Here is a 22,225-nt window from a genome sequence, read left to right on the forward strand (position 1 = left end):
TGATTTATGGGCGATTTGTTGCGGATGAAGTGAAGAGAGGTAATGTAAACCAGAAAGTTAACCCGCGCTTGCGGTTACTAATAACACCAATTTTGCCGCCATGTGCCTTAATAACTTTCCGACAAAGATACATTTTTAAGCCAATGCTCGTAGAACAACAATCTTGGGGATCGCGGACATGGAGATCGAAAAGGCGATCGCACTCTAGTTTACTCATTACTACACCATCATCTTGAATCTGAGTGCGAATCATTCCCCCCTCAATGCTGGCACTAAGAATAAAATTTAATCCTGGTGGATTATTTTGCAAGCTATGGGTGATTAAAGTTACCAAAACTTTCTGCAACAGAGTTCCATCTGCCATTACTAACGGTAAATCTGCGGGAACCAAGTTCTTTAGAGTCGCTTGATTTTGTGTCAACACAGGTTCCAAGTGGGTGACTGTTCCTCCCAGCACGGTGCTAAGTTGCACAGGTTCATGTTTGATATCAATACCCTGTTGTTCGCAGGAATTAATTTCTAGCAATGAGTTAATCATCGCCAGTTGGCGATCGTTGCCTTGAATCATCCGCTCGATTATTGAGCGAGATACTGGGATTGGGGATTGGGGATTGGGCATTGGGGATTGGGCATTGGTTATTAATTCTTCTCCCCTGCTCCCCTGCTCCCCTGCTCCCCTGCCCCCCTGCTTCCCTGCTCCCTGCTCCGCACTCCCCACTCCCTGATTTAACAAATTCTTTAACACCATTAAGTTACCCATCACCGAAGTTCGTAAATCGTGGGCAACTGTATGCAAAACAACATCTTTTATCCGATCCAGTTTTTCAAATTCTTGCATTTTCTGCTGCAACTGTGCTGTTCGTTCTTCGACTTGTTGTTCTAAATTAGTGTTAAGTTCTGCGAGTTTTTGGTATATCTGGCTTTGCTGAATGGCGATCGCTACTTGTTCTGACATCTGTTGTAGCAAATCAACTTCTATTGGCTGCCAATGACGCGAACCTGAGCATTGATTGGCAATTAACGCACCAAATAATTCATTACCTAGCATCAGTGGTACTGCCAAGCTAGCCTTTGTTTGGAATTTTTGATAGTGTGCTTTAACTTTGGGAGATACTGCTATTTGTGTAATGTCTTCAACAACACGCACAAGATTATCTTTTAGTAAGTTTCTCAATTCTTGTAAATAAGCTTCATCATTAGTAGACCAACCTAAGACTGATGGATACTTGGGATCTACTGATTCGGCAAGGGTTCTGACTCCTAACTTGGCATTATTTAAACCAATGAAAACTCTATCTGCTTGCAGAAATTGCCTAACTTCCGTTACGGTGGTTTGAAGAATTTCCTCTAAGTTAAGGGAAGACCGAATTCGCACTAAAGTTTCTGCCAACAAGCGATCGCGTTGTGCTGCTAGGCGAAATTGCGCTTCTACTTGCTTGCGTTCTGTAATGTCGTGATGGACTGCTAGGATCGAAGGGATATTATCTAAATCAATGATTTCGGCTGAAAGCACCGTTGTAATTATCTTGCCAGACTTTTGCCGAAATTCAAATTCCAAGTTGCGAACAACTCCTGTGCTTTGCAACTGATTTAACAAATTTAGGCGATCGCGATCGTCTACCCAAAGATTTAATTCAAAAGAAGTTTTACCAATCACCTCATCTCGCTCATAACCTGAGAGTTCGACAAAACTGTCGTTAACTTCGATAAACCGCCCTTCTTGCAGCGTACTAATGGTAATGGAATCAGGACTGCAACTAAAAGCTTTAGCAAATTTTTGAGCAAGATTTTGTAAGGTTACTTCTGCTTGTTTGCGTTCTGTAATATCTCGGACAATTGCTAGTACTTCATCTTCACCACTCACTACCAACCGCGCCTCATAATCTCTAGCTCCCAAAGGCGTTGCTAGTTGATATTCGCAAGTTTGCAAAGTTCCAGAATCTAAAGTTTTAGCGATCGCTTCTAGGCTAATTGCTGCAACATCACTAGGCAATAACTCTTGTACGCGTTTCCCAACTATTTCTTCTCTCGAAAGAGTGATATTTGCTCCCTCACTTTTCAAATCTAGATACTCAGCATCGCGGCTAATGCGAAACATCAAGTCGGGAATAGCATCCAAAATTGCTTTATAGCGAGCCTCGCTCTCTTGCAATTTTTCTTGGGCTTGTTTTCGGTCTGTAACATCCATGACTAAGCCATTCCACAAAAAATCGCCTGCTTCTTGTAGTTCGGGTTGCGAAGTACCTTGAATCCACTTCAGTTTGCCACTAGGCGTAATGATGCGACCTTCCCAATGCCAAGGTTTAAAAGTGGTACTACAAACAGTAATAGATTCTGTAAAAGCTTTTATATCCTGTGGATGAATCAGTTTGTATAGCACCTGAAAGTCTGCCTGTACAGCTTCTGGTTTTAATTCATACAAATATTCACAGCCAGAACTAATATAAGGGATAAACACAGAGCCATCCTGCCGTTGCAGAATTTGGAAAATCATCCCCGGTAAATTGGCAGCAATTGTTTCCAATAGAGCGATCTTCTCTGGCTGGAAATCTGGTGATTTGACAATTTCATCCACTCTTTGAACCTTTGATATATAAGCAATTGACATAATATTCAAGGCAATCATAGCCATTATGAGACTTTTTTGGCTGTTGGCGTTATCACTAATAGCAGAAAAAGTTCCTCTACTTTCAGAGTAGTTCTGGATGCAGCGATCGCATTCACCCAATCGGGTGAACCAGTTATCCAAGAACTAATCACTTCACAATTGCTGTACATGAATAGCGCGGCGTTTAACCCGTGCTGAGTGAAGTTGAGGTAAACGTTTAAGACCTAGATTGAATTTCTTAATTGAGTTGCTCATGTTCAGGAGGAATTTCAATCCTCTTCTGAAATACTAAGCTAACCATCAATCAAGTTGCATCATTGTTTCTTTGCGTAAGGTGTCTTTCTATTAGGACTTACGCAAACAATAGCCAAAATTCTGATTATCAGGTAGGGGAAATACCCTGCGGGTGACGCTCCTTCGTCGCTACCGCTGTGCTAACGCTGAAAGCGTTCTCGTAAGAGTAGCCGCTTTGCGTCACATTAATTGCCTCTACCGCGCGGGTCTATTTCCCTCTAAAAAATGATTATTGAAATCTGCTGAATTTATGTCTAACTAATCATCTTCTCTAAAGCAATTTGCAAATCTTTTGTCAAATCGCTTACACCTTGTCTAGCTGCATAGCGATCGCCCTGAGAATTGCGAAAGCGTTCAGTAACTGAAATTGGCTCTCCCACAGTGATATGTGCCTGGCGCAAACCTAAGCGAGGTCGCCCTGGAAGTGTTGTATCTTGAATTCGAGAAAGCATATCGAATACAAGTAGCGCTGTTTCTGCAAACCGTTCTGCTGTCGGTTTTTCTTGAATATAAGTAGCTGTGACTGCAACAAAACTTTCCACTATCCGCATGTGTCGCATCCGCAAGTCTGCTTCTTCAGCAATCCAGTCAGCCAAACCGCGTTTAAAGGGTGGTAAAGCATTGATATCTGGCAAATCTTCCCGGTAAATGTAATTCCAACCAGCCTCTTCCAAGCGGCGACAACGGTCAATAAAATTACCCTGTGCCTGAACTCCAAAATATTGCTCAGTAACTTTTAAAGCCTTATCCAGCAAGCGATGAAGTCGGGCAATTAATACTTGATTTGGGCTAGCAGATTCATCAGTTGAGCTGGTTTTTGGGATGTCTTGATGATAGAAGCGACGATAAAATTCTTCCATCTCAGTAATGAGATATTCAGCTAACCTACAGAGGCGTTGATAGTAAATCTCTTCTTGAGTGCCCCGATCAATTTCCTTAACTGCCAAGCCGCTATCAGCTTCCAACTTACTCAACAGCCAATCCAGTTTAGACCAAGGTGGCTCGACGTAGCGATACTGGATAGCGATCGGCACAATAATCACAGTTTCAGTGCGATTGGCTTTTTGTAAGTCTTCTACACACCAGAACCCCATTTGAGCAACGCCTGGTTCCAGTGGGCTAACAATACCACTATGACCATTAGTACCGCCTTCTGGTGCTACTGCGATCGGTAGTTCGCCATTAGCAAATAACTCCCGTGCAGTTTGGATCGCTTGCCGATCTAATCGTCTACCCCGATGAACCGGTACACCTCCCACCCGTGAAAATAACCAACCTAGCCAATTTCCAGCCCAAACCGTCATACCCCGGTCATAGAGAAAATAACTGTGAACAAGGGATTGCAGTAAAATACCTTCCTGACGGGCAACTCGTGGCACAATACGGGAAAGCAAATACAGCATACACAGAGGATCTTCCACCTCTGGGTGACGAAATGCTAACAAAAAGCGAATTTTCCCAGCCTGGAATTGTTGATAAAGTTCAGCTAATACCTCAACATTCTTGGCTTCAATATCGACAATCCCAGCCGTTAGCCAAGGGCGAGTACGAAACCGTAGTGCGATCGGCAGTAACCACCGAACAATCTGGAGTACCAATGGGTTAAACCGTTGAGTAATAAATTTCAGTGGTGGTTGAGTAGACTGAATCGATCTAGGCAAGTCGCTCTCCAGATTGTGTTTTTAGCGATTGTACAACGTACTGAGTGAAAAGATTCATAAGTACTACTTCTTAATCAAGACTCAGCACTAAGAAACTCTTCAAAGATATATAAACCTCATCTATGTTGAAACCTAGAGTTTTTTAAAAGATATATTTATGTAGGTTGGGTGGAGTGAAACGCAACCCAACATTACCACTTATTTATGTTGGGTTACGCTATCCCTGCACCCAACCGACAAAACTACAAAACTACGGTTCTCAAGGTAGACGAGGTTTAGATCCTAAGTATCGAATAAAAAATTACTTTGGATGTTTAGGAAAATTTCGGAGTAAATATCCAAATACAGCTAGATTTAACAAAAAGATGAATGTTTTTATCAGAGATATTCCCCGAATTAATTCATAAACTTCTGGTGGGATACTGATACCGACAAGTCCCAATACCAAGACATGGGCCCAACGCTTCTCGTACCACAAACCAACAGCTTCAATAGTAGTAACAATAGCATAAACTCCTGCTCCAATGCCGCTAAATGCCAAAGTTCTAGGATTTAAATTGATAACTTTCTTTAAAATCCAATCAATAATTATCGATTTACCTTCTAAAACATAATTTTCTGAGAAAGCCTCTAGAGTTTGATAATTTTTTAATGTCAATAATAAAGCAATAGAAGTAACCATAAGTAGCAAGGCAGCAAATGATTTGTAGGCAACAATTGCCACTAACCCCAATGGACGCTTTTTCAAACAACCCCCTAAAAATATATATAAGCCAAACTTTGATTTACTGCCTCTGGATGATACCAACTAAGAAGTTTATTGTAGCAACACTTTCTTGTCTCATTTTTCCACTTTTTGCAACCAGTAAATCAAGTGTTAATACTACCGATTGAAGTGTGGGATGTGGGTTACAACTCCAAAACAGAAATATTGTTGCGGAAGATTTAGTTAAGGCTGCTGTCATTGCTAACAAATTCAACCGCAAATTTTGAACCTCAAAATTACCTACGTTTTGTCAGGTAATAGTTGACTTAATTATGTAGAGATTTTTCTAACTAAGTACAGCTTTGAAAATAAGACGATTGGATGTGATACTAACTTACCTATCTCTTAACTTTTAGCCTAATAATTGCCAAACCCCATTCCGTACTAGATTAAGGGATTTTGATTTAGGTGTGTTTTATTTGGGTATTACTAGCGATCGCACTTGAGATAAATTATATCCAATGGAGGTTAGCGGACTCGAACCGCTGACATCCTGCTTGCAAAGCAGGCGCTCTACCAACTGAGCTAAACCCCCATAAAATTAAAATAGCAGGCAACATTCGTTTGACGTTGCTATTGTAACTTATATTATTTTCTTACTAATAGGGATGAATTCAGAAAACATTCAGATTATTGCAGCATTGTATAAATTTGTCAAGCTGCCAGATTTTGCCGAGAAACGAGATCCTCTGCTGTCTTACTGCCAAGCGCAAGGTGTCAAGGGGACAATTTTGTTGGCACAAGAAGGCATTAACGGTACAATAGCGGGTTCGCGTCAGGCGATTGATTCTGTTCTCTGGTTTCTGCGTAGTGACCCCCGTTTAGCAGACCTAGAATACAAAGAGTCCCATACTGAAACTCCACCTTTTGAGCGGATGAAGGTGCGGTTGAAGTCAGAAATTGTCACTTTGGGGTTGCCTGAAATTGACCCAACTGAGAAAGTTGGCACTTATGTCAGTCCCCAAGAATGGAATGATTTGATTTGCGATCCAGAAGTAACTGTGATTGACACTCGCAATGATTATGAGGTGAATATCGGTACTTTTCAAGGAGCAGAAAATCCCCAAACTAGCTCATTCCGAGAATTTCCCGATTATGTGGTACAGAACCTTGACCCAACTAAACACAAAAAGGTTGCCTTGTTTTGTACAGGTGGCATTCGCTGTGAAAAGGCTTCATCTTTCATGCTTGCCCAAGGTTTTGCAGAAGTTTATCATCTCAAAGGCGGCATTCTCAAGTATTTGGAAGAAGTTCCGGCACAAGAAAGTTTATGGCAAGGTGAATGTTTTGTCTTTGACGAGCGGGTAGCTGTCAGTCATGGGTTGGAGGAAGGAAGTTATGAGTTGTGCTTCTGTTGTGGGTATCCAATTTCTGAAGAAGATAAAATATCTCCCAAATATGAGCAGGGTATCTCCTGTGCCTACTGTTTTGATAGCCTCACCGAGGAGAAAAGATCGCGTCAACAGGAAAAATGGCGGCACTACCAAACCCAAGTTGCTAATTCCAAAAATCGGGATGTAAGCTAACGGATTTCAAGTTTGTGTAGAGGGGATCTAATACCATTTCTGTTTCAAGATGCGCTGATAAGAGTTATCCAAAACTACAGGCTGTAAGGGCAATTGATGAATTGCCCCTAGGTGAATCAAGCGCAGCCTCACATAGAATATCTCTAGTCTTAACTTAATTTGTAGAAGTACTAAAAGATAGTGCAGATGCTTCTATCAAATGCGAAGGGTGGCGTTTCCAAAAACTCAAAATCTCTTCGCCAACCTGTTGAGGATAGAAGTAGTGAAAAAAATGATACCCTTGTGGGCATTCCCAGAGTTTATCTTCTGGCTTCAACCAATTCAACCAGTCATGTAATACAGTTGGGTTGACTACCGGATCACTCTTGCTACCACATACCATCATTGGCATAGAAACTCCACCCTTGGGTAAATAAACCAACTTAAACAAAGAGTGTTGTGAAGGAGATTGTTCTAAATCTTTATCTAAGGCAGCTACTAACTTCTTAGTGGTATGAGGTGGTTGATTTCCAAAAAGACTGCGAACGGTACTTGCTAAAACTAGCTCACGGCTGATGCTAAAAAGTTGTCGTTGAAAGTAATAGTGAGCTTGCCAATTGTTTGCAGGTTGAGCTGCTACAGCCAGGAGAGTTAGCGATCGCACTTTTTGGGGAAATCGGCGAGCAAAGGTTAAAGCGATCGCACCACTCATTCCATGTCCCGCTAAATGCACGGGGCGAGCGCGCCATTCTAAAAAATCATACAGCAACTTTACAGCTTGATCTATGGAACTCGCTTCATCTTTGGTTTGTTGGTATTCCCACTGGGCAATTCTCATATACCCAGATAAGTAATCAAGTAACGGTTTATCAAAACGCTTCAAAATAGGACTTGCATTTAACCACAGAACATCAAATGAATCAGACATAAATTACCTATAATTTCTAAACTATCAATAGTAGGAGCTTACAGCTAGCTGTAAGCTCCTAATTTCTACAAACCAAATTCTGTTTTCAACTGAGCAACCCAAGTTTTAATTCGCTCGTCTGTGAGATCGGATTGACTACCTTCATCAAGTGCCAAACCAACAAACTTGCCATTTTTCAAAGCTCTAGAATTCTCAAATTCATAACCCTCTGTTGACCAGTAGCCAACAGTTTTACCGCCGCGCTGGGAAATTTTTTCTTCCAGAATTCCCATTGCATCTTGAAAGTTATCAGCATAGCCATATTGATCTCCATCACCAAAATAGGCAACTAACTTACCGCTAAAATTTATTTCATCCAGATCGGAATAAAAGCTTTCCCAATCGCTCTGAAGTTGACCAATATCCCAAGTTGGAGAGCCAATAATCAGTAATTCATACTCATCAAAAGTGGTAGTATCCGCCTCGTAAATAGGATGTAATGTTACAACATCACCACCAAACTCATCCCGAATTTTTTCAGCATCAGATTCAGTGTTGCCAGTTTGAGTACCATAAAACAGACCGATTTTTTTCGACATATTGCCACCTGGTATATGAATTTGGAACGCAATAATTTACGCAAGGATACTTATTGTCCTTGCTTGTTGAAATATATTTTAGCTTAATGAATATCTATCTCAATAAGCTTGGAGATATCCTACCAGATTTATTGATAGTTTTTATCATTTAGCATGGGTTAAGTTTTGTAAAGTATTTTAGGGAATAAACCGGAAAAGCGGGCGGCGGTTCATTCCAACTCAATCAGGAGCGGGGCAATACGGTTCAAATGGCTACTGGCAAAAATTTTGAGGTTTCGAGACGCGATAAATCGCCGTCTCTACAAGTGTTTTGGTCTTACCTAAACTGTATTGAGGAGTAGGCTACAAACCAACTTCTTGATAAATGCCTTACGGTATCCTCACACAATATTCAAGGGAATTACTAATTTCAAAAGCTACATTGCTAAAAGAAGCTAGAGAGAGTAAATTTTGTGTGCATTTATGAAATTAATCCAAATAATAAAAATAGCTGTAATTCCTGTTTTAACTGTATTGAGCTTGTTGTCTGCATCAAATAAAGCGCTAGCTGACTATTTAACTAGTCAGGGTTCAGGAGGTGATTATCGTTATGAATTATGGTCTAGCGATCTAGCGATGATAATAGCCATTACTATTTGAAAGTTTGGGCATCTGAGGCAAGCCAAAACTGTGACTCATACACTACAACTAGAGCATTCACCTCTACTAGGGAAGCTTTAATTTATTTTGATTGCAACTACGCTGGTAGAAATTTACCAGAATGTTCTCAATGATAATTTTGAACCCATCTCGCCAAAATTCGTTATTTATTGTAATAATCATGCTTGCGAATTCACTGACGTAATTCGTAATTAAAGAATTCAATTACGAATTACGAATTACGAATTACACTTCGGCTGGTTGATATTCTTGTTGTCTTTCCACAAAACTCTGAACACGGGTACGGTAATTTCTGACAGTCTCATCTACCCATTCGCGATCATTGCTATTTGCATACAGATGCACCAGTGGTTCGCTGGCATCTGGTAAAACTAACAACCAACTATCATCATAAGGTTGACAAATTTTCACTCCATCAATGAGTTCTAAGTTTTGGGCTGGGTGAGTTTCCACTAAGTAACGCATCAAAGCACCCTTGGCTGTCCACGGACAACGGACTGTATAAGTTTTATGAATTACACGGGGCAATTCTGACCGCGCAGCAGCTAGCGATCGCTCCTGTATAGTCAACATCTCAATGATCTTTGCAATACAGAACATAGAATCAAATCCCGGATGCAGTTGCGGGAAAATAAAACCAGTCTCTCCACTACCTCCCAAAACCACATTCGGATTTTTTTGACAAGCTTCCATTAAAGCTGTAGGGTTGGCTTTGGTGCGAATTACCCTGCCATCATGACGACGGGCGACTTGTTCAATAGCACTAGAAGCATGAACCGGGACTACTACTGTTCCTCTGGGGTTAGCCGTCAGAATCATGTCTACCATCAGTGCTGTTAAAGTTTCCCCACGAATTGGGTAGCCAGATTCATCAACTAAAATCAGCTGTTCTCCATTAGCTGAGACTTGCACACCAAAGTTAGCTTTCAATGCTTCCACTACATGACCTAACTGAGTTAGCAGTCCTTCGCGATCGGTGATTGACATCGCCGATTTATTGACACTGGCGTTCAGTACTACTGCATCAGCACCAAATTTATCCAACATTTGGGGTAAAACTGCCCCTGATACTGCATAAACATAATCAATCACCACTTTTGCCCGACTATTGCGGAGTGTGTGAACATGCAAAAGTTTCTCAAAAGCAGTACAGTAGCGATCCATGACTTGGCTGGGGTAAGATACATCACCAATTTCATGAATTAGCGCCCGTCGCATATCTTCCTTAAAGTAAGCACCTTCGATTTTCTTTTCCAGGGCTTTGGAAATATTAATGCCCTTAGCATCCATGAATTCAATCAGAATGTAGTCCGGGCGATCGGGGTGGACTCGCACATGGATACCACCAGCTACCGACATTGTGGGTATAACCGTGCGGGCGATGGGGATAGCTGTAGCATCGAGGTTTTGAATATCAATACCTACTGACATTAAACCAGCAATGAGCGATCGCGTCACCATCCGAGAGACATTACGCTGGTCACGGGAAACCGTTACCTTAGAACCAGGTTTCAAGGTAGAACCGTAAGCAGATCCCAATTTCACGGCGAATTCTGGGGTGATGTCGATATTCGCTAATCCTTGCACACCACGTTGCCCAAATAAATTTCGTTGAGCGGTGTTGCCCCAAATCAAGTTAATGTTTAAAACTGCCCCTGACTCAATCTTCTTACTTGGCCATACGCGCACACCGGGGCTAATTTGGGCTTCTTCTCCCACCGTGGAAAGCGAACCCACAACAGCAGCTTCTAATACATGGGCGCGGCGGTCTACACGAGCGCCACGGGAAATCACACAAGCAGAAAGATGTGCTTCATCACCTATAAATGCCCCATTCCACACTATCGGACGTTTGAGATTGGCATCAGCACCAATAGTAACGTTATCACCAATTACGGTTCCAGCTTCAATCTGCACTCTTGCACCGATGCGGCAATTGTCACCAATCACTGCCGGGGTTTCAATCACAGCCGTTTGGTCGATGTAAGTATTTTGACCTACCCATAACTCATGGGAAACTTCTTTGTAGGCAAAATCGAGATTTACCTTTCGATCTAATGCATCATACTGAGCTTCCCGATAGGCATCTAAGTGACCAACATCACACCAGTAGCCTTGAGCGATGTAACCATACATTGGCTCATCTTTTGCTAATAGTAAGGGGAATAAGTCTTTGGAAAAGTCGCATTCAATGTTTGCTGGCAGATATTCTAAAACTTCTGGTTCGAGAATGTAAGTGCCAGTGTTGACGGTATCGGAAAAAATTTCACTACTAGAGGGTTTTTCTAAAAATCGCCGAATTCGTCTTTCCTCATCCGTAATCACCACCCCAAACTCAATCGGGTTAGGAACCCTGGTTAAAATCAAAGTAGCTTTCGACTTGTTTTGTTTGTGAAATGCGATCGCAGCCGTGAGGTCAAAATCTGTTATGCTATCACCGCTAATGACTAAAAAAGTTTCATCCAGAAGTTCGGCAATGTTTTTCACACAGCCTGCTGTACCCAAAGGCTGATCTTCTTCGACGGCATAAGTCATCTGAACACCAAAATCGCTGCCATCTTGAAAATAGTCTCGCAAGACATCAGGTAAATAATGCAATGTCGCAATAACTTCTGTAATTTGATGTCTCTTCAGAAGATTGATAATATGTTCAGCAATTGGTCGATTTAGGATTGGCACCATCGGTTTGGGCAGATCGCAAGTTAACGGGCGAAGCCGCGTTCCCGAACCCCCTGCCATCAGTACTGCACGCATAAATCCTCCTTAAAGTAGTTACAGCCTTCAGCGCTTGAAAACGTATCACATATATTTTGTTCTTCTTTCTCTAGTCTCCTATGGATATCGATTTTTGAGGAACTTCCACAAGATGCATCTACGTTGGGGATTGGGTATTGGGAATTGGGCATTGGGCATTGAGCATGAAGAAGAGACAAGGGAGACAAGAGAGAGACTTGTTCAATAATTCCTCCTTGTCCCCCTGCCTCCCCTGCTTCCCCTGCCCCCTGCTTCTTATTGGCAATGATAAAGTTCGTATTCATAGCCGTCTACGCTTGGCAAAGATTTAGTATCAGCGACGCATGTTTTGACGGCTTCTGCTACTGGGGCATGAAAGTTTACCGACCACAAGTCAAAAGGTCGTGGTAGCGTCTTTAAGGTATTTTCTAGAGCAATGGTGGAAGTATTCGGCTCTTGATATTGATGGGCAAGGAGAAACAAAGAATTTTGAGGCGAATTGGCAAGTTTCAACTCCCTAGCTACTCCCATCATTTCCCCAGTGTGTATATAACTTTTGTGAGTAGTGGCAATCAGTACTGGTACTGGGGATATTTGTTGGATGAGTTGCACAAACAGGTCAGGGCGATAATATTTTTGATAGCCGAGATTGCAAATTACTGTAACTGCACTAAAAAATCCCATTAGCCAAATTAACATCACGGCTTTTTTACCGTTTATTCCCCATTTACCTATGCTTTTTATTTCCTTGGGGGGATGCCAACAAACTGCGAGACTTGCGCCTAGCAAGACAACGATCGCAGGATAGTAAACAAAGTTATATCTAGCGCCTCTGGTCAGGTCAATACCCAAAAAGTACGTAAAGATCAAAAATAAAGCGATCGCACTAACCGCAATTCCAATAAATACCTGAATCATAATCCGGTTTTCTGGATGCTGTAGTTGAATTTTGATCCCACGCAGCAAAATTGGTACTGCCCAAATAAAGAAAGCCAGCATCACTATTCCAGAAGGAATCACCACCAATAGCTGTGAAGATTCAACTGGTAATAGGGAAATCATTGCAATCAATGTTCCTAAAGCTTGAAAAATTGGGCTTAACCAATCTAGTCCAACACGCGAACCTCGAATCCACTCGGTCAAGATCCCACGGTTTTTATTCTCTAACAAGATTGGTATCCAAATTAAACCCGCCGCCAAAGTACCTACCGCAACGGCATAAATGCGCCGCCAGGGAGAAGAGAAGAGGAGAGAAAATTTGGTGCTAGTTTGCAATTGAAGCCAAGCAAGAGAAATCAAAACTACGGCTTCTGTATAGAGGGTGAAGGTGAAAAAATAATGAGTAGCAATACCCAAAGCATTAATTGCTACCCACGAAAGTGCTACCCATATAGGTAAAGGTGTGCGGTTTTGAATATGACGTGTGGCAATTACTAAGCAGGTGAGCGAACCAATCACCCATAAGATTGCCAAAGTGTAATGACGTGCTTCTTGTGCTAAAAATACGGGGTAGGGTGATACTGCGATCGTGGCAGCAGCTAATTGTCCTACTAGCCGCGAACGAAATGCTACTTTACCTAACACGTAAAAACACGGTATTGAGACAGCACCGAATATCGCAGGTAGCGATCGTGCTGCAAATAGCGATACTAATCCTCCTTCGCTAGGAAATAATTTCATCCATAGGTAAGCCAGCACAAAATACAGAGGTGGATGACTATCTTGTGTAGCTAAATTATGAACCACATCACCAATACTAGCTGCTGGGTTGGGTTGCAGTGGTTGTAATAAGATATCAGGTGCGATCGCCTGATCTAGGGGTACTGATAAAAAATTGTTACCCAAGCTAAACACTAAGGTGGAAAACTCATCAGTCCAAGGAGACTTTGTTGTCAAGTTGGTTAGGCGTAAGCTAATGCCGATGAGCAACCACATCAAAATCAGCAAAGGGTGAAGCCAGGAAGGTGGGAGGCGAGCTTGCCAATAATTATACCAGTGCTTGTGTTGTGAGGCAGAATTAGTATCTACAATCTGTACACAAGGGTCAGTAGATGTAGGTAGCAACGAGATAATTTTTTTGTAAAAATAAAATGCACCTTTGAAAATAACTCTCATTGCCGGGCCTTATACAAATGGATTTGTAGATTTGACGTTTGAGATTTAAGTTCGTTCTAAAATCCAAGAACAAAAATCAAAATCTCAAATCCTTCGTTGTGATTATTTAACATTAGTGACGCGCTAGCTAAGTTTCATCCCATTTAGGAGGGGATTCAAACCCCGTCTAAATTAAGCCTTCTGCCTTCTTCAACTGAATTTTAAGTTTAACCACTATTTTGTGTTACGTATCAACGCTTACACAATTTTTTATCCCAAAAAATCATCAATACTGTACCATTAAGCCAGCGAAGTCAGCAAATATACAGTTGGTCGAGACTATGTAAAGACTTTTTTAGATTGTTATATTAGTTATACTAATCTAAAATCATTAGTTGGTTAATGACTATAAGTTAAAAAAATACTAGTTTACCAAATTTTAAAATTGGTGGTCAACAAAAAAGTAATGAGTACAGATTAAGAACTAATGGAATTCTGAATCCTGAGTTATTATTGAATCCAGCTAAATTACTTTGATATTTAGCTATATAGTTAAATATTTTTAGGTCATCATACTGCTGTGTTGCCATAAAAAATGTAGTTAAAATCAATCAAACCCGCTTTAAATGGCGATTATACTATCAACCATAAGAGCCGTAAAGCAATTCAAAATCTAAAATGTTCGTGTAGCAGTCTCATAGATAAAAAGCACAATACTAGCAAGCTTTTTGGCATTCAGAATGTGCCAATTAAATACATATTAGCTTATTAAAGTCAAGAGATTTACACTTTTCCAAGAATTTATCGACATATATAAAAATAAAATTAACAAAAATTAATATTCATGTAAATTAAGTATACTATTTAGCAGCCATTGGATTGTAAATCTCTCAAAAGTAACAGCATAAAATCCCCCAAGAGGGCATTGCAAAAAAGATGAAAATTTTGTTTGTTATTAATCTAATGCCTTTGTTTATTGCTGGTATTGAGTAAATAAACATCTAAAAAATACAGGGTAGATCATGCATATTCCTGATGGATTTGTTTCTGTTCCGGTGGCAGGGGCTACTGGTTTAGCCAGTGTAGCAGCACTTTTTATTGCCTTCGAGCGATCGCAAGAAGCTTTTGGTATCCGTCGTGCGCCCATACTGGGATTAACCACTGCCTTTATTTTTGCCGCCCAGATGATCAATTTTCCGGTAGCTGGAGGTACTAGTGGTCACTTACTAGGAGGAACCTTAGCTGCGATCGTTTTGGGTAGTCCGTGGGCAGGAACGTTGTGTATTGCCACAGTTTTAATTATTCAAGCTGTGCTATTTGCTGATGGTGGCATTACAGCCTTGGGAGCAAATATTTTCAATATGGCAGTAGTTGGTGTTTGGGTAGGCTGGATTTTAACCCAAACCTTGCAACGGCTGTTGGGGGGATTTAAAGGGCGTTTACCCCTAGCTGCTGGTATAGCTGCTGGCGTAAGTGTAGTGGTAGCTGCTATAGCTTGTGCTATTGAGTTAGCCCTTTCTGGTACTGCACCTGTAGCCATAGTTTTACCAGCTATGACTGGCGTGCATATTTTGATTGGCATTGGCGAAGGGATAATTACTGGGGGTGTACTGACTTATTTAGCTACAGCCCGGCCAGATTTATTACCAGGGGAACAGCAGGAATTTCGTGGCTGGTCAGTGCCTATTGTCACCATTTTCTTGATTGCAGGAGTACTGTCACTCTTTGCCTCAGCCTGGCCTGATGGTTTAGAAAAAGTCGCTGAAAATACAGGTTTCATTGATTTAGCTGCGAAAGTCCGGGTAATTGTGCCGACTCCCTTAGCTGACTATAGTATTAAGGGTTTGGGGCCAATTGGTACTAGTATCGCTGGACTTATGGGAGCTACAGTTTGCTTTGCTGTAGCCTTTGGGATTGCCAAGGTGGTGAAACCGAAGAATGCTTAAACTTTCTTTGCCATTACGTTTGCAGCTGTCTCTAGTGATTGTGGTGGGAGCAGCGTTACTAAAATATCATGCTTGGTATTGCTTAGGTGTATATGCCGCGATCGCACTTTTGTGGGCTTGGCTGTTGCGCGTATCAATTCGCCACTTGGGAGGATTACTCGGTACAGAATTGATTTTTTTGTCATTGCTAGCCTTGCCTTTGGGATGGGAAAGAGCCAGCTTTTTACTGCTTCGTTCGCTGGTTTGTCTAGTTACTATGAATAGTTTTTTGTTAACCTTACCGCCCCACAGCTTTGGTATAGCCCTGAAAGGCTTACCCGTACCAGCACCTTTAAAGGAAAACTTGTTGTTAGCTGGGCAATATATGGAAATTTTGCTCTCAGAAGTAACGCGAATGCAGCGCAGCGCTCAATTACGTGGTCTGAATGGAACTACGGGATGGTTGCGCTACGCCAGTGCTGCCATGATTGGAGCCTTGTATCTCCGCAGTCTCGATAGGGCAGAACGAGTCTATGGGGCAATGGTAGCTCGCGGTTACAACGGGCAATTGCCCATCGATTCTCCTCTCAGACCGAAAGAGCGTTTTGCCGTATTACTAGCTTGTGCGATCGCTGCTACTGTAACCCTAACTTCTTACAAAATTTAACCCAATCCTCACTCCGCAATATTGAGTTTGTGAATCTTGAAATCTTTAACATCTAATCCCCAACCACCAACCCACAACCCCCACGCAACTGTCGTTGAAGTTGAGAACTTGGTCTATGCCTATTCTCGCCAGGAGCCGGTATTACAAGAAATTTCTTTTACTTTGAATAAAGGCGATCGCGTCGCCTTGATGGGAGCAACTGGTTCTGGAAAAAGCACCTTGCTAGAGAACCTAATTGGCTTAAAACAACCCCAAACGGGGAAAATTACCATTAATGGCATCCCGCTAGAACCCAAAACTCTACCTCAAATACGTCGTCAAATTGGCTTTAGCTTTCAAGATGCCAACGACCAACTATTTATGCCCACCATCTTGGAAGATATTACCTTTGGCCCACGCAACTACGGAATGTCACCAGCAGAGGCTAGCGATCGCGCCCGGCAGTTATTAGCTGATTTCGGACTAGAAGCCTACGCTAATCGCTCCGCTCACGAACTTTCTGGGGGGCAAAAACGCCTTGCTGCCCTAGCCTCAATTTTAGCCCTAGACCCAACAATTCTAATTTTGGATGAGCCGACTAACGGTCTCGATCCAGCATGGCGACGACATTTAGCGCAAGTGTTGTTAAAGTTGCCAGTGCAGGTGATGTTAATTGCCTCCCATGACCTAAATTGGTTAGGTAGAGTTACGCAACGTGCTTTGGTGCTGTCTGGTGGTCGAATTCAAATAGACGGCAATATTAAGCCACTTTTGCAAGATGGTGCTACTTTAGACCAGTTAGGTTTGCCCATAGATTGGTAATTTGAGATTGGGGCATGGGCACAGAAGTGGAGTTTAAAGAATCATTCACTATTCTCTCTGCCCATTGCCCGTAATATTAGATACTATATTTTGGGTTTTATTGCTGTTGGGGTGTTAATGTCTGTTTTACATAAATATACTGTTATTGCTCCTGTTAGCCTGAGCATCGCTTTGTTCGTTACCAGTTGCAGCGAAAATAAAGTTTCTCAGTGCCAGCGACTGATTCGAGTTGTAAATGCCGGAACTTCTCTGATTGATAACAATAAAGGAAGGCAAGTCATCACCAGCATACAACTATCTAAAGATTTAGAATTTGTGACTAAATCGATTAAGGAACTGAATTTAAAAGATCCCAAGCTGAAAGGATTCCAAAGCGGTTTTGTCAATATTTTTCAGAATCTTAGTCAAGCGATCGCCAAAGCTGGTAGAGCCCTTGGTGCAACCAAGACAGCAGAAGCTTCAGAATCGGGTAGAGAAAAAATCCAAAAGGCTAGAACCGAAATTGACTCAGCACTGACAACAGCTACAAATCTTGGCAAGCAGTCAGATACATTAGTCAATCAGATGAATAAGTATTGTAGCCAGCCAGAATAATTTATCTGGGGCATTGGGCATTGGGCATGAAGAAGAGACAAGGGAGACAAGAGAGAGACTTGTTCAATAATTCCTCCTTGTCCCCCTGCTTCCCTTGCTCCCCTGCCCCTCAATCCCAGACATAGTAATTTTTATCACTCTTTTTTCATAAATTTTCCTGATATACACCAACTTTGTCTGTCAAAAGAAATATTGGTGCAAGTCAAATGAAATACCATGAGTGATATTAGTCTACTGATGGCGGGTGTGCTAGCAACAGGGCCAATCTCTGCCCTTAATTTACCAGAACAGCCTGTAATCACGCCAGATAATCTGGTGCAGCAGTCAACACAAGAAAATTTATCTCAAGTTGTTTCGCCTGCTGAAATTACACCACCTGAATTTGTGCAGCCAGATATAACTACTTCATCAGCTAAAAAGCACAAGTACGAAAATATACTTAAAAAAAGCAGAGAAAAAATTCAATTTATAAATTCCCCTAATTTACCTCAGTTAAAAGATACTCAAGCTGTAACAGAAGTTGCCCAGAACCAGGAAAACACAGAAGAATTCTCTCTATCTCCTCAGCCTCCCGACTCAGACAACCAAATGTCTCAAGTCACATCGGTGTCACAACTTAAAGACGTGCAACCTTCCGACTGGGCTTTTGATGCTTTGCAATCTCTAGTAGAACGCTATGGCTGCATTGCGGGATACCACGATGGGAATTATCTGGGAAACCGCACCATCAGCCGTTATGAATTTGCGGCTGGTTTAAACGCTTGTTTAGAGAAGATTAAAGAAGCGATGCCTGCGGCGGGCTACGCCTACGCTAATAATAAAATTAATACTGTTAATAGTGAAGATTTAATCCTGCTGCAAAGGTTGCAAAGCGAATTCAAAGCAGAGTTGCAGCAATTACAGCAGCGTGTTGAGGCTGTAGAAAACCGGACTACTGAATTACAAGTCAATCAGTTTTCCACAACTACCAGATTATTTGGTCAAGCCGTTTTTAGCGTTCAGGGAACCAATAGCCCCGATGTGGATTTGTTTCCTAGAGATGGAGTCCCTGAACGTCAGGGAAAAACCAATCTGACTTTCACAAGTAGCACCCAACTAACCTTAGCAACTTCATTTACAGGACGAGATTTGCTGTTAACAGGGCTATCTGCGGGTAATTTAGGTTCTAATGCAGCGTTGCTCTCTACTAATATGGGGCGGTTGGGTTTCGAGTCAAATACAGACAACAATCTAGTTGTTAGTGACTTATCTTATCGATTTGTCGTCTCGGATAACTTCGGAATTGTCGTAGGTACGGCGGGAGTCAACCCTATCAACACCTTTCGGGGTATTAGTCCTTTAGAAGGTTCTAGCGATGGTGCAATTTCTCTATTTGGTCAGCGTAACCCGATTTTAAGTATTGGCAACGGCACTGGCGGTATAGGCTTTGATTGGCAAATTAGCGATCGCATCAGTTTACAAGGCGTTTATAGTGCAGAAATTCCTAGTTTTTCTGGCAATATCAACCAGGGCGGACTATTCGGCGGTAGATTAACTGCTGGCGCTCAGTTAAGTTTAGCACCCACCGATAACATCGATATCGGCGTACATTATCTTTATTCCCACTCCCCAGATGGCTTATTAGGAAGTGGTATCGGCGATTCTCAACTGATTTCGCCTTTTGCAGATGCAACAGCTTTTGATACCCAAGCCATTGGCGCTACCGTTGCTTGGCGAATCAACTCTAACTTGCAATTGGGCGGTTGGGGTGGCTTTACTTCTTCCAAACCGTTCAACCTTCCTGGAAGTGTAGAAACTACAAACTGGATGGTGTTCGCGGCCTTTCCCAATTTGCTGCGTCCTGGAAATTTAGGGGGCGTTCTCGTCGGACAACCGCCCAAAATTACTTCGAGTACTTTACCCGATAACTTCAATTTTCCCAAGTTCTCTGATGGGGGAACAGCAGGTGGACGTAGTGACACATCAATTCACGTAGAACTTTTTTACCGCGCCCAATTGAGCGATAATGTCGCCCTGACTCCAGGCTTATTCGTCATTTTCAATCCCGATCACAATGCTGCTAACGATACTTTAGTCGTTGGAGCATTAAGAGCAACTTTCCGGTTTTAACTTTATACCGATGAAAATGTAATAAAAAGCGCTATTTTCATACTGACTAATTCGGTATGAAATGCTTGCATCGCTCAATAGAAGGAACGAAAAGCTGCGCGTATTTTTTTATATGTGATTAAAGGAGCAAATTTTTCATGAAATTAGATTCATTAACTAAATTGGGTTGTGCAGTTGTTAGCAGTAGCAGTTTAGCCGCAGTTATCATCAGTTTAGGTGGAACAAGTGCTTTTGCTCAAATCACCATTCAAAGCACTGGCACATTATCAGGTACTATCCAGCTTCCCAGCATTAATCCTAATTTCAATGGCAGTACGACTCGTGTTGATACAGATGACGCGGGGACTTACTCACGGAATTTAGGTACTAAGAACAATCCTAATTACGTTCCTGTATACAAGTCAGACTATGTGAAGGTACAAACACGCTCTGATGGTAGCCTGCATTACTTTGTTGACTTTAAAGGCATTCCGATTGTCTCCTTTAATGGCGTTCTGAATTCGCCGATTCTCTCTAGCGGTGAGTTAACACCCTATAAATACCAGGGGAGATTAGCAGGAACCACATTTCAAGGAGTAGTTCAGGATGAATTTAATCTCACAAAAGCCTTATACACTGGTACTGTCACCGATCCAAAAACCGGAAATCAATATCAGGGAACCTTTGAAGTGAGTGGATATGGAGTCCGATATAGCGATCGCAATGGTGGTGCAACCCCCACTGTCTTTGATTTCAAGTCCGATATTCCAGGTTCGCCAAAGGTGACTTCTTTGGAAATGACTAACTCCCCCCTAGCGAGGATAACCATCAAAGTACCTGCAAATGCAACTCTTATAACTCCCACACCAGTTGGTGGTAGTACGCCAACTCCTACACCCGTAGTTAGTGGTGATAGTACACCTACTCCCTCGCCAGTAATTAGCGGTGGTAGTACATCTACTCTGCCAACGATAGTTGATGGTGGAAGTGAATTCAATGTTACACCAATAGTTGATAGTGGAAGTGAATTTACTGTTACACCAGTAGTTGATGGTGGAAATGAATTCACTGTTACACCAGTAGTTGATGGTGGAAGTGAATTCACTGTTACACCAGTAGTTGATAATGGAAGTGCGATCGCTTCCCCTACACCTACAAGGACTAATTCTCCATCCCTTTCTACTACGCCTAATATGGAATTCAGTAACGGTAATTCCTTAGAGGGTAATCAAGTAATGGTTAACCCTGCAACCCTTGCTCAAGCTGCTTGTTCACAGGATTCTACCAATAGCTGCACAATACCCGCTTCACCCAAACAAGCGATCGGCCCCCGTAGTCGAGTGCTAGTACGTTAGTGATTTGAGGGCTTCTTTTGCCCCCCTTTTTTTCGCTACGGTGTACACACATCTTGTTAATGAAGCACAAATCCCCATTTACCTCCCTTGAAGGGGGGAAATGTCCGGTTTTCCCCCTGTATAAGCTACGGTGTACACACAAATCATCTGATCCCCCTAAATCCCCCTTAAAAAGGGGGACTTGAAGAAATTTCCCCCTTTTTAAGGGGGGTTAGGGGGGATCGAAACACTGTTAGACAACTTTATAAGACTTGTGTGTACACCGTAGCCCTTTATAAGGGGGAGTTAGAGGGGGTCAGAAAGACTTGTGTATACACGTTTTTTTAAGGGGGGGTTGGTAGGGTGGTTTTATATAAGCAGAGAAAATACTGAAACTGGGTTTCAAAGCCTCTCGACCTTTCGGGGAGATGTTTCGAGAGGGGTAAAAGCCGTGCCACAAAATTAAAAATCTAGACTTATGTATTTTTCTTTCTTTGTATAAAACCACCCCTTTTTTTAAGGGAATCAAAAGCCTGTGAAACGACTCTAGAAGACTTGTATGTACAGCATAGCTCTGTAAACTGAGGAGTTTGGGGATGTGGTCTTGGCAAAAGTTTTAAGGTGCTTCTGGAATTCTAGCAGGACAAAATGGAATAAATATGATACCCAGGACAGGGGCAACATTGCAATTAAAAAAGTCCACTAGAAGTTATTCGTGGTGTTTTGGTTGCTCAGGCTTCGTCTCAGTGGTAGATTTTACCCTGATGATTTTCTGGCTATACTAGTGATTTAAGCTGATTGATTGATAAATTTAATCCCCCAGTATGAAAAACATAAAAACTATAAATTTCAGACATAATATTAAGTGTGCATTTCCTTTTAAGTGACACAAAAGCCTTGTCTGCTCTTAGAGTAAATAAATTTCCTTGGGGGTAAAAAATTTCATCAGTCAATCACTGAGGTTATTAACACTAACATTACAGAGTCAA

15 protein-coding genes and 1 tRNA gene are annotated in these 22,225 nt (G+C 41.9%); 8 read left to right on the forward strand and 8 right to left on the reverse strand.

Going from position 1 to position 22,225, the window contains the following annotated elements; genetic code table 11:
- Window positions 1-4: 4 nt before the first annotated feature.
- The 4 genes from IQ274_RS03620 to IQ274_RS03635 all read right to left on the reverse strand — a co-directional run bounded on the left by IQ274_RS03620 (window position 5) and on the right by IQ274_RS03635 (window position 5,864).
- Window positions 5-2,632 (reverse strand): PAS domain S-box protein, encoded by a 2,628-nt coding sequence (locus tag IQ274_RS03620; RefSeq protein ID WP_194141569.1) that lies wholly within the window; start codon window positions 2,630-2,632, stop codon window positions 5-7.
- 524 nt (window positions 2,633-3,156) lie between these two features.
- The gene (locus tag IQ274_RS03625; protein WP_193867382.1) at window positions 3,157-4,563 is read right to left on the reverse strand and encodes a lysophospholipid acyltransferase family protein; all 1,407 of its coding nucleotides are present in this window, start codon (window positions 4,561-4,563) and stop codon (window positions 3,157-3,159) included.
- Window positions 4,564-4,864: 301 nt separating this feature from the next.
- A complete protein-coding gene (locus IQ274_RS03630) occupies window positions 4,865-5,311 on the reverse strand; it encodes a DUF2127 domain-containing protein (protein WP_163936535.1) in 447 nt (148 codons plus the stop codon).
- A 480-nt stretch (window positions 5,312-5,791) separates the two neighbouring features.
- Window positions 5,792-5,864, reverse strand: a tRNA-Ala gene (locus IQ274_RS03635).
- Window positions 5,865-5,937: 73 nt separating this feature from the next.
- Between IQ274_RS03635 and IQ274_RS03640 the strand changes: the two genes are divergently transcribed.
- Window positions 5,938-6,855, forward strand: a complete 918-nt coding sequence (locus IQ274_RS03640) for a rhodanese-related sulfurtransferase (protein ID WP_163936538.1) — start codon at window positions 5,938-5,940, stop codon at window positions 6,853-6,855.
- Window positions 6,856-7,009: 154 nt separating this feature from the next.
- Here IQ274_RS03640 and IQ274_RS03645 read toward each other — a convergent pair whose 3' ends face one another.
- Complete coding sequence (locus IQ274_RS03645) at window positions 7,010-7,762, reverse strand: alpha/beta fold hydrolase (RefSeq protein WP_193867383.1); 753 nt, start codon at window positions 7,760-7,762, stop codon at window positions 7,010-7,012.
- A 65-nt stretch (window positions 7,763-7,827) separates the two neighbouring features.
- On the reverse strand, window positions 7,828-8,340 hold the full coding sequence (fldA, locus tag IQ274_RS03650; RefSeq protein ID WP_193867384.1) for a flavodoxin FldA: 513 nt from the start codon (window positions 8,338-8,340) through the stop codon (window positions 7,828-7,830).
- 462 nt (window positions 8,341-8,802) lie between these two features.
- On the opposite strand from fldA, the gene IQ274_RS36275 reads away from it, so the two are divergent.
- The gene (locus IQ274_RS36275) at window positions 8,803-8,979 is read left to right on the forward strand and encodes a hypothetical protein (protein WP_228058017.1); all 177 of its coding nucleotides are present in this window, start codon (window positions 8,803-8,805) and stop codon (window positions 8,977-8,979) included.
- 246 nt (window positions 8,980-9,225) lie between these two features.
- Here IQ274_RS36275 and IQ274_RS03660 read toward each other — a convergent pair whose 3' ends face one another.
- Window positions 9,226-11,754, reverse strand: coding sequence for a mannose-1-phosphate guanyltransferase (locus IQ274_RS03660; protein WP_163936547.1), 2,529 nt, complete (start codon window positions 11,752-11,754; stop codon window positions 9,226-9,228).
- Window positions 11,755-12,009: 255 nt separating this feature from the next.
- Complete coding sequence (locus tag IQ274_RS03665; RefSeq protein WP_228058018.1) at window positions 12,010-13,848, reverse strand: glycosyltransferase family 39 protein; 1,839 nt, start codon at window positions 13,846-13,848, stop codon at window positions 12,010-12,012.
- Between the two features lie 1,001 nt (window positions 13,849-14,849).
- Here IQ274_RS03665 and IQ274_RS03670 point away from each other — a divergent pair.
- The 6 genes from IQ274_RS03670 to IQ274_RS03695 all read left to right on the forward strand — a co-directional run bounded on the left by IQ274_RS03670 (window position 14,850) and on the right by IQ274_RS03695 (window position 21,257).
- Window positions 14,850-15,773, forward strand: a complete 924-nt coding sequence (locus tag IQ274_RS03670; protein WP_163937680.1) for an energy-coupling factor ABC transporter permease — start codon at window positions 14,850-14,852, stop codon at window positions 15,771-15,773.
- A complete protein-coding gene (locus tag IQ274_RS03675; RefSeq protein WP_163937677.1) occupies window positions 15,766-16,419 on the forward strand; it encodes an energy-coupling factor transporter transmembrane component T family protein in 654 nt (217 codons plus the stop codon). The genes IQ274_RS03670 and IQ274_RS03675 overlap by 8 nt, the downstream gene beginning before the upstream one ends.
- A 36-nt stretch (window positions 16,420-16,455) precedes the next feature.
- Entirely contained in the window at window positions 16,456-17,220 is a 765-nt protein-coding gene (locus tag IQ274_RS03680; protein ID WP_163937673.1) for an energy-coupling factor ABC transporter ATP-binding protein, read from the forward strand.
- A gap of 117 nt (window positions 17,221-17,337) precedes the next feature.
- A complete protein-coding gene (locus tag IQ274_RS03685; protein ID WP_163937670.1) occupies window positions 17,338-17,814 on the forward strand; it encodes a hypothetical protein in 477 nt (158 codons plus the stop codon).
- A gap of 216 nt (window positions 17,815-18,030) precedes the next feature.
- On the forward strand, window positions 18,031-19,923 hold the full coding sequence (locus IQ274_RS03690; protein WP_193867385.1) for an iron uptake porin: 1,893 nt from the start codon (window positions 18,031-18,033) through the stop codon (window positions 19,921-19,923).
- A 137-nt stretch (window positions 19,924-20,060) separates the two neighbouring features.
- Window positions 20,061-21,257: a hypothetical protein gene (locus tag IQ274_RS03695; RefSeq protein ID WP_193867386.1), complete on the forward strand. Its 1,197-nt coding sequence runs from the start codon at window positions 20,061-20,063 to the stop codon at window positions 21,255-21,257.
- Window positions 21,258-22,225: the final 968 nt, after the last annotated feature.

Origin of the sequence: Nostoc sp. LEGE 12447, from assembly GCF_015206985.1 — a bacterium.
Classification (GTDB): Bacteria; Cyanobacteriota; Cyanobacteriia; order Cyanobacteriales; family Nostocaceae; genus Nostoc.

Coding starts and splice junctions, on each gene's coding strand:
- IQ274_RS03675 (WP_163937677.1), top strand. CDS start 15,766: ATGCTTAAACTTTCTTTGCCATTACGTTTGCAGCTGTCTCTAGTGATT.
- IQ274_RS03670 (WP_163937680.1), top strand. CDS start 14,850: ATGCATATTCCTGATGGATTTGTTTCTGTTCCGGTGGCAGGGGCTACT.
- IQ274_RS03690 (WP_193867385.1), top strand. CDS start 18,031: ATGAGTGATATTAGTCTACTGATGGCGGGTGTGCTAGCAACAGGGCCA.
- IQ274_RS36275 (WP_228058017.1), top strand. CDS start 8,803: ATGAAATTAATCCAAATAATAAAAATAGCTGTAATTCCTGTTTTAACT.
- fldA (WP_193867384.1), bottom strand. CDS start 8,340: ATGTCGAAAAAAATCGGTCTGTTTTATGGTACTCAAACTGGCAACACT.
- IQ274_RS03645 (WP_193867383.1), bottom strand. CDS start 7,762: ATGTCTGATTCATTTGATGTTCTGTGGTTAAATGCAAGTCCTATTTTG.
- IQ274_RS03620 (WP_194141569.1), bottom strand. CDS start 2,632: ATGGCTATGATTGCCTTGAATATTATGTCAATTGCTTATATATCAAAG.
- IQ274_RS03695 (WP_193867386.1), top strand. CDS start 20,061: ATGAAATTAGATTCATTAACTAAATTGGGTTGTGCAGTTGTTAGCAGT.
- IQ274_RS03685 (WP_163937670.1), top strand. CDS start 17,338: ATGTCTGTTTTACATAAATATACTGTTATTGCTCCTGTTAGCCTGAGC.
- IQ274_RS03640 (WP_163936538.1), top strand. CDS start 5,938: ATGAATTCAGAAAACATTCAGATTATTGCAGCATTGTATAAATTTGTC.
- IQ274_RS03660 (WP_163936547.1), bottom strand. CDS start 11,754: ATGCGTGCAGTACTGATGGCAGGGGGTTCGGGAACGCGGCTTCGCCCG.
- IQ274_RS03665 (WP_228058018.1), bottom strand. CDS start 13,848: ATGAGAGTTATTTTCAAAGGTGCATTTTATTTTTACAAAAAAATTATC.